Below are 11807 nucleotides of genomic sequence, written 5' to 3'. Positions count from 1 at the left end.
GAGACCCTGACGCAATCCAAGGTGGAACTTGGGAAACCTTAGAAAAGGTGCTACAAAGAGGAGGTTATCATAAGGGTGGCTTAGAGAAATTGAGAGCAGCAAGGGAGATTGCACCCCATATGAACCCCTCTGTTAACCGTTCTAGGAGTTTCCAGGTATTTTACAAAAGTTTGTTGGAGATTACCGAAATTCACCACTGAAGATGCAGGCGACATCAGTGGTCATTATCCATCTCAGTTAGGGTTAATCGTTCAACTCCGCTGCTTCCAGGAGAATGGGATTGACATCAAACCAGGATTGACGGCGTTCTTGATACTCGAAGACCATGCGGCTGCGAATCAGGTTCTCATAGCCGACTTGGTCTTGCACTTTCTGGGTTTGGCGCACCTCCCGCAACAACTCCCACTCCCGAGGGGAAATCGCCAGGGTCATCTCATTACAGCGATCGATAATAGCTTCTTCCAGAGTAGCCTCAGTTAAGGGAAGTTGCATCTCTTCTTCGACCCATTGAGACAGCAATTGCAGTAAATCCCGCACATGGCCGCCAGTCACTCGACAAAGGCGGTCAAACACCTCGGGAGTCTCGAAAATCTCCCCAATTCGCTCTAGGCGTTCGGCTTCGGTTAACTGGGGAAAGGCCCGGGCCAAGACCATTTGTTTGAGTTTCGCTAACCCTTCAGGATAATCTTCGCCGTTGCGATGACGAATGGAGACCATGGGGAGACATTCGGGTTTATATTGAAAGCGTTGGGTCAAATTGCCAAATTCGTTGGAAAAACGCAAGCCTAATGGCATGGTATAAACGGTGTGACAGGCGAGTTTTGTGAGTAATTCGCCTCGGTCAACGAAGAGGTATTCTTGTTGCGATCGCCCCGAAGGTTTAGGACGATTATCGATGCGATCGAGGTTATCGACAATCACCACTAATCCGGCATAGCCTTTCGCGTTCAATGACTCAATTCCCGGTTGAATCAACTCGTTATTAATGCTATTGAGTAAGCCGGTAATTTGGGGTCCCAGATATTGGCTTAATTTCTCCCGTGTCTGGGAGTCATTTTTGGCTTTCACAGTCAGGGAGGCGATTCCAGCGGAGAGAGACAGGGATTTTTTACTCGTATCCACTTCTCCTTTCAGGGTTGAGGTTCCTAGGGAGGCTTTCAGGTCAATTTCTGTGGTTAAGACCTCGTTGGTACGCTGAATTAGCCGCCGCAACCCCGTCGCTTCGGGTTCAACAATGTCTTCTAATTTGGCGCTAACACGCTTGGCGATGGTCAATACGACATCGACAATGTCCACATCGGCGGTATCGAGATCTTCGTCGGATTCAAAGTTAACGACACAAAATCCTTCGGCTTCGAGTTCGGCTTGTAATTTATGCAGTTCGGTGGATTTTCCGCAGCCAATATGTCCGGTAAATAGGGAACAACTGGGTTTATCTCGCAGTAAGACGCTGATGCGATGTTTGAGTTTGCGGATGCTATCGTGACCCCGGACTTGGGTGAAGTCAATATAATATTGTCGGTCTTCTTCTTGGCTAATGTTTAGGGTTTTGCTGGGATTGATGCAGTTGAAAAATTCTGTATAGTTCAACATAAACAAACCACTTATGTATTAACAATAAACCGCAAACTATGAGGGTTGATTAGAATATTTAGGATTCAGGGTGAATAGAGAAATTTATTACAGGTTAAATCAATTCCCGTAGGGGCGAAAAATTTTTCGCCCCTACTACAATTTGGCATCCAAGGCAACCCATTAAATTCGATTTTTTGCAAACCCATTTCTTGTTAATCATCCTTTAAAGTCGTTCTCCGGTAACGGCGATCGCACCCGGTTCAGGCGGCCAGGGATCACAGTCGAGTCGCCCTAACCAGCGTTGCCAGATCTCCCACGCTAGGCTATCTAGGGACTGAAGGCGATCGCCCGACAGACGCAACCGCTCCCGAGGGGGAATCCCCGCCCGAGTCCGTAGCGCCCCCGTTAACGCCCCTAAAATCGCTTTAACGTCTTGTGAGTCACAATTGGCGCTAAAGCCATCTCCTTGAAACGCTAGGAGGGTGCTAAGAGCTTGTTTGAGTGCTGGGGTAGGGTTGATAATTTGCTCAGATTGGCTCAGGAGGCGATCGCCCACGGCCAACCCCACCGCCATCGCCAACGGCTGTAACGCGGGGGCTAACTCCGACACCACCTCTAAGCGCTGATGGTACAACAAGCCCACCACCGTAGCTAGGCCCAGTTGCACGGGGAACTCGGCATATTGGGGATGGTGTGATGGGAGGGTTCGCTGCTGAATGAGGGAGTTGAGGAGTTCTGGGGGGATGGTTTCCCAGAGAGATGGCCCCGAAGACGGGTGTAGATAGCCTAACTCAGCACCCAAAACCGCACCGCGAAAGCTCTCAAATCGGGGTAAAACCATTAAGGGCATCACGGTGCGGTTTTAGGATGGGGTGTTGGCGCGATCGCCTAAATGTTGAACTAGGGCCTGAAGTCCCAGAATATAGCTATAATAGCCGAAACCACTAATCTGCCCAACGGCAATCGGGGCGATGTAGGAGTGGTGACGAAAGGCCTCCCGCTGGTGGATATTGCTGAGGTGAACTTCCACAGTGGGCAACTTCACGGCGGCGATCGCATCTCGTATCGCAACACTGGTGTGAGTATAGGCGGCGGGGTTGATGAGTAACCCTTGATACTGGCCCCAGGCGGCCTGGATGGCGTCAACTAAGGCCCCTTCGTGATTCGACTGAAAGCACGAAACTTTAACCTGTAAAGTCCGTGCCTGTTCTTCGATCTGTTTGTTGATTTCGGCTAACGATGTTGAGCCGTATACATTGGGTTCCCGTTGACCTAACAAGTTCAGATTCGGCCCATGGAGGACAAGAATCTGAAGCGAGGGGCCTTGGCTGGACGATGACACCAAGAGACTAACGACGAATCCGGCGATCGTTAACCGGAATCGGAATTGCCTCGGGTTCGGGTTGTGCGTCGGGTCCGAGGACTGCATCAATGAGTTTGCGAGTCCATTCTCGAACCTTGTCCAATACCTTTTCGATGTAATCCATTAATCCGATAGCTCCTTCAGTTGAGCCGCAAGTCTTGACTCGCCGGTCAAGGCACGACAGCTTTAACAGTTTTAGGCGTTACTATCATCATAGCGAAATCCCTCCAAAGGGTCAAAGTTTTAAGCTAAATTTTGCAATTCACCAACCGATCACCAACCGGGGCGACGAGCCAGGAGTTGGGCGGCCGCCGGGGCGGGGAGGGGTTTGGCGAACCAATAGCCCTGACCGATATCACAGCCGAGTTGTCGCAGTTGTGCCAGTTGTTCGGGGGTTTCTACCCCTTCGGCGATCGCATCTAAGCCCAGGGTATGGGCCAATTCGAGAATGGTGCGGATAATGGCGCGATCCTGGGGGGAATCCTCCATCCGCCAGACAAAGGAACGGTCAATTTTAAGGGTATTTACGGGGAAGCGATTAAGATAACTCAGGGAACTGTAGCCGGTGCCAAAATCATCAATTCCTAACTTCACATCCAGGGCTTTGAGATCATGAAGAATCTCCAAGGTGGTCTGGATTTCTTCCATGACTGCACTTTCGGTAATCTCTAATTTCAGACAATGGGGATCTAAGCCGGTCTCGCTCAAAATATCCCTGAGTCGTTGTTTCAAATCCGGCGACTGCAATTGATAGGGGGATAAATTGACACTGATAATACTGTTGGCATAGCGTGGAAACTGACTCTGCCAGGCTTGCATTTGATAACAGGCTTCATGGAGAACCCAGGCTCCTAAGGGAATAATCGCTCCGGTTTCTTCAGCCACGGGGATAAATTCCGCCGGCGACACCATCCCCCGTTGAGGATGTTGCCAACGGAGTAGGGCTTCAAACCCGGCAATTTCCCCAGATCTAAGATCCACCAGGGGCTGATAATAGACCCGGAAGCGATCGCCCAACTCCGAGTGAGGCAAGTTAGAATCGGTCAATCCCTCCTCATCGGTGTCATGAACCGGGGGGAGATAGACCTGGGAGTGACTCATCGACTCGCGGAGATCGAGTTCGAGTTGAAACGTCGCGATCGCCTGTTGTTGCACCTGAGCATCAAAGATAACGGGCTGCGATAATTGCAGGGCTTTGGCACGATGCATAGCACAGTTGGCATCATCGAGCAACAGGCACTGATGTCGCTGCTGGCCAAAGGCCACCCCAAAACTCGCGGTGAGAAACACCGGCTGTCCTGTCTCTAAAATAAAGGGACGTTTCAGACGGCGACGCAGTTGTGCCGCCACCTCCATCACCGCATCGAGATGGGGTGGATTGGGCAAGAAAATGGCAAATTCATCGGCCCCCGTCCGAGCCAGATAGTCCGAAGGCTGTAAGGCCGATTGTAGGCGTTTAGTAATATCGATCAAGATGCGATCGCCGGTTTGGTAACCCAGACAAGCATTCACCGCCTTAAAGCGATTGAGATCCAAGACAACAGCTCCCAGGGAGTTTTGACGTCGCGATCGCCAAAACCGCCAGTCTGGAAGCATCTGATAGACAACAGTCTGATTGGGAAGTCCGGTGAGGCGATCGTGTAAAAAATGATGGGTCAGGCGATAGATCGAAGTCAGCACAATCCCCAGAACCATCCCCCAACGCACCCAAATTCCCGGCAGCCAAATGGCCATGGCGAATAGCCCTTGTTCTACTAGAATCAACCCCAACCCAGCCAACACCAGTCCCCCCAGCAATCGCTCCGGTCGTCGTAGCCGCCAAACCAACGCCATCACCAAGATGATCCAACTCCAACCCCACAGGAGTTCAATGGTTGTGGGAAAGACGCGCCAGGGCCGTTGTTGCCCAAACGCCAAGCCCAGCAATTGTTGTACCATCTGTCCATGGACTTCGACTCCCGGCATCTTCACATGATGGCTGTCGGTTTCCGTCGCACTGAAGGGAGTGGCAAATAGATCCCGTAAACTTGGGGCCGTTGAGCCGATTAAGACAATGCGATCGCGTAATAATTGCGGATCAAATTCCTCATCCAATAACTCACCAATAGATAGACGCTGAACCTGACCTGGACGGGCAGAATAGTTAAGGAAAATCTGATACCCCGAATCATCAATGTGGTGATAGCCCCCGGCTGAGGAGGACAGAGGAACCAAAAGTGACTCGCCCAAGCGAATCCCATCCGGATGACTCGGAGCGGCTTCTAAGCCAATGTCTTCAGGTTCTAGGTATTTTAGGGCGACTCGTAACCCCAAAGAATAAGCCGTCTCTCCGCGTTGAGTCTTGGCAAACAAGAGATGACGGCGTAGCACTTGATCGCGATCAATAACGACATCATTAAACCCCAGTCGTTCCGGGGGAACATTGGCTGAGGGGGTTAACGATGTGGCGATGTTCTCAATGGCGATGAGATTCTCGGCCGCCAGTTGGTCGTTTAGGAGGTCCTGACCTTCACCCACCGCCACATTCCGATAGAGATCTAAACCAATCACGCGAGGGGTATGGACTTGTAAGGCCGCTAACACCTCTGCCAGTTTGCGATCGCTGAGGGGCCACCGGTAGCGCTCAATATCATCTTCGCTGATCTCTAAAATCACCAGACGAGGATCGACCTGAGATTGACTGGCGCGACGCATGGCCGCATCAAAGGTCGCCAGTTCTCCCATCTCAAAGCTACCGACGGTTCGCAGTAGGATCATCACTAGGATGACGAAGAGATTGAGCAACAGCAGGGAGCCATTAAGACGGATTTTGTGAGTCGCCCGGCGATGTCGTAGCTGCCAAAGTGACGGCTGAGTCGACAGATACTGTCGTAGTCGTTTCACAGATGTAAGCTGTTTGAGAGTTGGTGAATCACTCACAAGAGCAAGAAACCTCTCTAACTCGGCTGAGGAATCGTGACATCAATCAGGGTGACATCTTGGTTTGGACTGAGTTGGTCGAGGGGGGGGTCAATGGCCGCGCGATCGCCCACCACTAAGGTCACCAACTGCTCAGGATTAAGATAGGTTTGGGCCACACGCAAGACATCTTCAACCGTTGTCGCCTTAACTCGGTCTTGATAGCGAAAGAGAAAATCACTGGGGTAGTCGTAATAATCGTAGGTCAACAGGCGCGATAGAGTTTGGGCGCGGCTGGCAAAGTTAAAGACAAAGGAGTTCAACGTTGAATCCTTGGCCAATTGCAACTCCTCAGCGGTAATGGGTTCGCGGCGAATGCGCTCAATTTCCCCTCGTACTGACTCAATAAAGGGAACGGTGGCCTCAGAGCGAGTTTGTCCCCCAGCCCGGAAAACGCCAGGATAGTCATATTGAGTTCCCCAAAAGCCATAGACCGAGTAGGCTAATCCTTGGCGCGATCGCACCTCGTTAAAGAGACGACCCCCAAAGCCACTCAGAACATTGTTCATTACCCCCAGAATCGGATAATCGGGATCATTGCGGACGCCACCGAGATGGCCGAGTTCGACATAGCTTTGGGTTAACTCCGGGCGGTCAACGAGAAATACCCCACTCTGTTGAGCTTGAGACGGCTGGCGCAACTGCTGCGACAAGTCCGGGAGACTCGACCCCGTCGCCTGCCAATCTGCCAGTTTTTGCTCAATTAAGGGTCTCATCTGATCCCGCTCAAAGTCGCCAACTACCCCGAGAATTAGGCGATCGGGTTGGACAGATTGTTGATAAAACTGTTGTAGATCCTGCCGCTCAATCGCTTCAACCGTTTCATACTCCATCGTCCGAGCATAGGGACTCTCGTCACCATAGACCAGTTTCTGAAACTCTCGTTGAGCAATATCACCGGGTTCATCATTACGTCGGGCAATTTGTCCCCGCGCCTGGTTTTTAGCCAGGGCCAACTGGTCTGGGGCAAAGGCCGGCTGACGCAGCACCTCCACAAACAGATCAAATACTGTCTCTACGTCGGAACTGAGGGCATCAAAGCGAACCGTTCCGCGAGTGGTCTCAATGGAGGCTTCAATGGAGGCGGCTTTTTGTTCGAGTTCCCGATTGAGGATCTCGGGAGGATGATTTTGAGTTCCGCCCGAGCGCATTAAGGCCCCCGTCATCCCCGCTAAGCCCACTTTATCGGCCGGTTCAAAGCGACTTCCCGTTTCAACGAGCGCCACCCCTGAGACAAGGGGCAACTCATGATCTTCGATGAGATAGACCCTGAGACCATTATCGAGTTGGAATTGGTCATAGTCGGGCAGTTGGACCTCCGGTAAGGGGGGAAACTCAAGCTCAGTGTAATGTCGCGGGGTGGCGGCTACAGAGGCCGGGGGATGCACCAGTTGGCTGATGAGTAAGCCGACGAGGAACAAGAGCGCCCAGTAGGGGCGTAGGCTTTTGCGAAAGGGGGTTTGGGATGGCTGAGACATGAGTTGAGGATAAGGGTGAACGAGGTGAATAAGACAGGGATGAGACTCGGCTTTCTAGGAGGACCTAGGAGGGGAGGAGTTTACCGACGGTGCGATTGTTGGGGCGGAAGGTTTCTTGGGCCAGGCGGCGGATGTCCTCGCGGCTCACGGCCTCGATGGCTTCGAGTTCTCGGAAGAGATTATGCCAATCTCCGGTTTTGGCTTCATATTCGGCTAAGAGACTAGCCATGCCGGAATTGGAGTCGAGCGATCGCACCAAACGGGCTTTGGCCTGGGTTTTGACCCGTTCTAGGTCCTCTGGGGCCACAAGGTCTTGTTGAATGCGCTCAATTTCGTGCCGCAAGGCGGTTTGAACTTCCTCTAGGCTATGATTCGGGGCGGTGAGGGCGTAAAACAGAACCAGGTTGGGGAATTTGTCGCCGGGAAAGCCGTTAAATCCTTGGGCGGTGAGAGCGATTTGCTGTTGTTCGACCAGGGATTGATAGAGGCGGGAGGTACGGCCATCACTGAGTAGGGCCACGAGTAATTCATAGGCGGCGTTGTCGGGATGGGTGCGGGCGGGGCGATGATAGCCTTCGAGGTACCAAGGCTGACTGGGAAATTGGACGTCGACTTGGCGAGGTTCTTGTTGTGAGGGTTCGACTTCCCTGACGGCTGGGGGAGTCGGACCGGGTTCGTAGCGGCCAAAGTAGGTTTCTGCCAAGTTTTGCACTTGAGAGAGTTCGACATCGCCAACGATGGCGACGGTGAGATTGTTGGGGACGTAATAGGTTTTGTAGAAGTCGTAGGTGTCTTCGGTGGTGAGGTTGCGAATGTCGGCTTCGTGACCAATCACCGGCTGGCGGTAGGGATGTTCCGAGAAGGCGGTGAGGAGGAATTCTTCGATGAGGCTACCGATGGCGGAATTGTCGGTCCCGAGGCGGCGTTCTTCGAGGATGACGTCTTGTTCTTTGTAAAATTCTCGGAAGACCGGCTCTAGGAAACGCTCGGACTCTAGGGACATCCAGAGTTCGAGTTTGTTGGCGGGAAAGCTATAGAAGTAACGGGTTGCGTCGGCGGAGGTGGTGGCGTTGAGGCCGACGCCGCCATATTGTTCGACGATCTGACCGAATTCATTTTGAATGATGTATTCTGAGGCCTGTTCTTGGACGGCTTGGAATTCGGCGTTGAGGCGGGCGGCCTCTTCGTTGTTCCCGGCGGCTTGGGCGGCTCGGATTTGTTGGTGAAGCTCGTCGAGTTGGGCGAGCAGGGGGGCTTCGGCGTCGTAGTTTTTGGTGCCGATGCGTGGGGTTCCTTTGAAGGCTAGGTGTTCGAGGAAGTGGGCGACGCCGGTTTTGCCGGGGGGTTCGTTGGCCCCGCCGGCGTTGGCGTAGGTCATAAAGGAGATGACGGGGGCGTCGTGGCGTTCTAGGACAATGAATTTCATGCCATTGTCCAGGCTGAATTCTTGGATTTGAGCTTCGGTGCGATCGAGGTAAGGCTCGATGGAGGCGGCATAACTGGGGGCGGCGATCGCACTGAGGCTCAACAGGATGGGAAGCAGCAAGGCGATCGCCCGCTGGCCAAGGCGGCGAAGCATTGGGAGTCTGTGCAAAGGAGGCGATTGAGTCAGCATAAGGTTAGCAGGATTGGGTCTGGTGAGTCGAGCGCTGGTTTTTTAGGTGAGTCAAGATATAGAAGTTTTGCGATATATAACTTCTAATAACAATCTGTGAATCTTTGGGTGTGTTTTGCAAAATTTGTTCCAGAATAATGTTAGCAACTCCACGCTAAATCTTCGAGTTTGATAATACCGATGAAGACAATGCTTCACCCGACCCGCACCCCCGAAGCGGAAACCCGCACGCGAATTTTAGCATCGGCTCGTCGGTTATTTGCCCGTCAGGGGTTTGAGGGGACGACAACCCGCGCCCTGGCTCGGGCAGCTGGTGTGGCTGAGGGAACCCTCTTTCGGTATTTTGACAATAAAAAAGCCATTTTGGTAGAAGTCGCGACTCAGGGGTGGGTGGAAATCCTCACGGACTTACTGACGGAACTGAGTGAGATGGGGAGTTATACGGCGGTGTCTCAGGTGATTCAGCGTCGGCTGTTCCATCTCCGGGAAAATGCGGATCTGATGCGAGTGTGCTTTCTGGAGGCTCAGTTTCACCCGGAACTGCGCGATCGCATTCAACATGATGCGATCGCCAAAATGACGGATGTGGCGGAAGCCTTTGTGGCAACGGGTATGGAACGGGGCGTGTATCGCCCCATGAACCCCCGTCTGGTGGCGAAGGTGTTTCTGGGCATCTTCGCCATCTCTGGGTTTAGTTATCAAACCCTCATGGAAGATAATCCTTCGCCCCAAGCCATGATCGAAATGGCCAATGGGTTGGCGGATATCTTCCTGAATGGGGTACTGGCCAAGGAGGCTTAGGGGGCCTCAGCTCAACAACTCCTCACCGATGCCCTGTTGGCCACGAAAGCCGGTGATAATGCGAGTTCCATCTTTGAGAACATGGATTTCCATCTGATCGCTGGCCCAGTCTAGGCGCGATTGTAACTCTGGGTTAAACACTCGCACGCGCTGGTTACGGGAGGAGACGAGGGAGGTGGGTTCGTGGATGGCCTGGTTCTCTAGGTAGGGGCCATCGATGAGAAGATCTAACTGCTCAAGTAAATCGGAGGCTCCTGGGGGTGCGGTGGGCGATCGTAATTCCTCTAAGGTAAAGCCGCTAAAGGACATCACTGTTAATCCTTGGGCTTTCAACCGTCGCGCCAACTCCGCCAAGGCGGGAGCTTGCCAAAAGGGTTCCCCACCCGAAAACGTTACCCCTTCGTTTAAGACATTGCTCGTCACTCGTTCGACTAACCCATCGACGGAAATGAGTTGATTGGCTTTAAAAGACCAAGAACTGGGGTTAAAACAGCCCGGACATTCCCGTAAACAGCCCTGTACCCAGATAACCGCCCGTTTACCGGGGCCATTCACTTCAGATTCATCCACATAGCCCATAATATTGACAAAGCCCGGCGGGATGGATTGGCTTGGACGTTGTGTTACAGTCATAGTTGCTCAATTACGTTTAAGTCATCAACGCTCAGCATCCTAGAAGCGATAAGAACACAGGTGTAACGAGAATTTTTAGTTGAGCTGCATCGCTTCATGGTGCTTGTTCGATAGTATAGCAATTCCTAGCTGAGAGGTCGATCAGGACCCTAAACCCCTCAAAATCATCTGATGACAGATTTGTAGATGCTGGTCGTCTTGCTGCAACAGGTCGAAATTAGCCTCAGCTACTAGCGGCCTTATTTCAACCAATGTTCACTAAAAAATTAAGACACAAAAGACCCATGACCTTTAACGATTTAAGCCCAGCTATTAAAGAGCAAATCAAAGACATAGCCGCTAACCATGGAGCCTATAACGTGCGGGTCTTTGGTTCCGTGGCGAGAGGAGAAAGCGATCAAAATAGTGACCTCGATCTTTTAGTAGACTACGATCTCAATAAAATTAGTCCATGGTTTCCCGTACGCCTCATCCGTGACCTAGAGAATTTACTCCAAATCAAAGTCGATATCGTCACCCCCGCAGGCTTAAAAGACCGTATCCGCCAACAAGTCCTACAAGAAGCCCGCCCCCTATGAGAAACGATATTGAACGGCTCAAAGATATCCAAACTGCCATTGCTAAAATCGAAAAATATGGGTCTTCTGGGTTTAGGGTGATAAGGAGAATTTATGGCAGATTACATCCGTTGCTGTAGGGGCGAAAAATTTTTCGCCCCTACAATTCGGTGAGGCTGCTAGAGCGATGGATGAAGCAACTCGCCAGAATTATTCAGCCATTCAATGGCGTGATATTATTGACTTCCGAAATCTGCTAGTACATGAATATTTTCGGATTGATTTACAAATTGTGTGGGCGATTGTAGAACACCAAATTCCCATCCTAAAATCCCAAATTAATACTATCTTGACATCATGACCTAATCTGAACCCCAATTAGAACAAAATCTAAGTCTTTTAGCCTCTTTCGCGAAAGCCCCGCACCCTAGCCTTTAGGCTGGGTGACGGGATGAAAGCGAGGTGGTTGCGAGTCCCTCTCGAAGTGATGCAGAGCGACGGCGTGGCGACGGAGAGGGGAGACGAGCAACCGCCAATCTGGTAGAATTGGACAAGCATTGCAGGGTTGATTTTCCCCTGATACGGTGTGCTTTCGACCGACAACTGGAGTTGACCGACCCGTAGGCCAAGGCCGCAAGTCCCCCGCTTCCAACGTTGCAATAAAGAGCATTTTCAATTCCGCAAGCCTCCTTCGGGAGAAAAATATCAATAGTGGGGCTGGGCGTCTTCCTCACTATAAAAAGCTCGAATCGGCTAACCAGAGGTAAAACTCGCGCCGTGGGAGAAGCCCGCACCGTATGCTTGCATCGGTGTCGGGAGTACGTCAC

The 11807-nt window shown here is 51.9% G+C and carries 12 protein-coding genes; 4 read left to right on the top strand and 8 right to left on the bottom strand.

Annotated elements, in window-relative coordinates:
• Nucleotides 1-14: 14 nt before the first annotated feature.
• On the top strand, nucleotides 15-200 hold the full coding sequence (locus R6U67_RS01150; protein ID WP_410250836.1) for a hypothetical protein: 186 nt from the start codon (nucleotides 15-17) through the stop codon (nucleotides 198-200).
• Nucleotides 201-243: 43 nt separating this feature from the next.
• On the opposite strand, the gene R6U67_RS01145 is transcribed toward R6U67_RS01150, so the two are convergent.
• From R6U67_RS01145 to R6U67_RS01115, 7 genes are all read right to left on the bottom strand, one after another.
• Nucleotides 244-1593, bottom strand: a complete 1350-nt coding sequence (locus tag R6U67_RS01145; protein ID WP_410250834.1) for an ATP-binding protein — start codon at nucleotides 1591-1593, stop codon at nucleotides 244-246.
• A gap of 205 nt (nucleotides 1594-1798) precedes the next feature.
• A complete protein-coding gene (locus R6U67_RS01140; RefSeq protein WP_410250833.1) occupies nucleotides 1799-2416 on the bottom strand; it encodes a hypothetical protein in 618 nt (205 codons plus the stop codon).
• A 21-nt stretch (nucleotides 2417-2437) separates the two neighbouring features.
• Nucleotides 2438-2917: a type II 3-dehydroquinate dehydratase gene (gene aroQ / locus R6U67_RS01135; protein WP_410250835.1), complete on the bottom strand. Its 480-nt coding sequence runs from the start codon at nucleotides 2915-2917 to the stop codon at nucleotides 2438-2440.
• Nucleotides 2918-2924: 7 nt separating this feature from the next.
• A complete protein-coding gene (locus R6U67_RS01130; protein WP_190304017.1) occupies nucleotides 2925-3062 on the bottom strand; it encodes a hypothetical protein in 138 nt (45 codons plus the stop codon).
• A 149-nt stretch (nucleotides 3063-3211) separates the two neighbouring features.
• Nucleotides 3212-5821, bottom strand: coding sequence for a putative bifunctional diguanylate cyclase/phosphodiesterase (locus R6U67_RS01125; RefSeq protein ID WP_410250832.1), 2610 nt, complete (start codon nucleotides 5819-5821; stop codon nucleotides 3212-3214).
• 53 nt (nucleotides 5822-5874) lie between these two features.
• Nucleotides 5875-7374: a M16 family metallopeptidase gene (locus R6U67_RS01120; RefSeq protein ID WP_410250831.1), complete on the bottom strand. Its 1500-nt coding sequence runs from the start codon at nucleotides 7372-7374 to the stop codon at nucleotides 5875-5877.
• Between the two features lie 64 nt (nucleotides 7375-7438).
• Nucleotides 7439-8953 carry a M16 family metallopeptidase gene (locus R6U67_RS01115; RefSeq protein ID WP_410250830.1) on the bottom strand — a complete coding sequence of 505 codons (1515 nt, stop codon included), beginning with the start codon at nucleotides 8951-8953 and terminating at the stop codon, nucleotides 7439-7441.
• A 216-nt stretch (nucleotides 8954-9169) separates the two neighbouring features.
• Here R6U67_RS01115 and R6U67_RS01110 point away from each other — a divergent pair, with 216 nt between their 5' ends.
• The gene (locus R6U67_RS01110) at nucleotides 9170-9790 is read left to right on the top strand and encodes a TetR/AcrR family transcriptional regulator (RefSeq protein WP_410250829.1); all 621 of its coding nucleotides are present in this window, start codon (nucleotides 9170-9172) and stop codon (nucleotides 9788-9790) included.
• A 6-nt stretch (nucleotides 9791-9796) separates the two neighbouring features.
• Here the strand turns inward: R6U67_RS01110 and R6U67_RS01105 are convergent, their stop codons facing one another.
• Complete coding sequence (locus tag R6U67_RS01105; RefSeq protein WP_410250828.1) at nucleotides 9797-10423, bottom strand: 4Fe-4S single cluster domain-containing protein; 627 nt, start codon at nucleotides 10421-10423, stop codon at nucleotides 9797-9799.
• A 284-nt stretch (nucleotides 10424-10707) separates the two neighbouring features.
• Between R6U67_RS01105 and R6U67_RS01100 the strand changes: the two genes are divergently transcribed.
• Both R6U67_RS01100 and R6U67_RS01095 read left to right on the top strand, forming a co-directional pair.
• Complete coding sequence (locus R6U67_RS01100; RefSeq protein WP_170191571.1) at nucleotides 10708-11001, top strand: nucleotidyltransferase family protein; 294 nt, start codon at nucleotides 10708-10710, stop codon at nucleotides 10999-11001.
• A 166-nt stretch (nucleotides 11002-11167) separates the two neighbouring features.
• The gene (locus R6U67_RS01095) at nucleotides 11168-11341 is read left to right on the top strand and encodes a DUF86 domain-containing protein (protein WP_410250827.1); all 174 of its coding nucleotides are present in this window, start codon (nucleotides 11168-11170) and stop codon (nucleotides 11339-11341) included.
• Nucleotides 11342-11807 lie beyond the last annotated feature (466 nt).

Source organism: Sodalinema sp., from assembly GCF_046483825.1.
Lineage (GTDB): Bacteria > Cyanobacteriota > Cyanobacteriia > Cyanobacteriales > Geitlerinemataceae > Sodalinema.
The sequence above is the reverse complement of the archived record's forward strand: the minus strand, read 5'-3'. Positions and strand labels throughout refer to the sequence as shown.

Bases quoted from the DNA above. Each gene is read 5' to 3' on its own strand.
- R6U67_RS01115 (WP_410250830.1), bottom strand. From the start codon at position 8,953: ATGCTTCGCCGCCTTGGCCAGCGGGCGATCGCCTTGCTGCTTCCCATC.
- R6U67_RS01105 (WP_410250828.1), bottom strand. From the start codon at position 10,423: ATGACTGTAACACAACGTCCAAGCCAATCCATCCCGCCGGGCTTTGTC.
- R6U67_RS01140 (WP_410250833.1), bottom strand. From the start codon at position 2,416: ATGGTTTTACCCCGATTTGAGAGCTTTCGCGGTGCGGTTTTGGGTGCT.
- R6U67_RS01145 (WP_410250834.1), bottom strand. From the start codon at position 1,593: ATGTTGAACTATACAGAATTTTTCAACTGCATCAATCCCAGCAAAACC.
- R6U67_RS01110 (WP_410250829.1), top strand. From the start codon at position 9,170: ATGAAGACAATGCTTCACCCGACCCGCACCCCCGAAGCGGAAACCCGC.
- R6U67_RS01130 (WP_190304017.1), bottom strand. From the start codon at position 3,062: ATGGATTACATCGAAAAGGTATTGGACAAGGTTCGAGAATGGACTCGC.
- R6U67_RS01120 (WP_410250831.1), bottom strand. From the start codon at position 7,374: ATGTCTCAGCCATCCCAAACCCCCTTTCGCAAAAGCCTACGCCCCTAC.
- R6U67_RS01095 (WP_410250827.1), top strand. From the start codon at position 11,168: ATGGATGAAGCAACTCGCCAGAATTATTCAGCCATTCAATGGCGTGAT.
- R6U67_RS01100 (WP_170191571.1), top strand. From the start codon at position 10,708: ATGACCTTTAACGATTTAAGCCCAGCTATTAAAGAGCAAATCAAAGAC.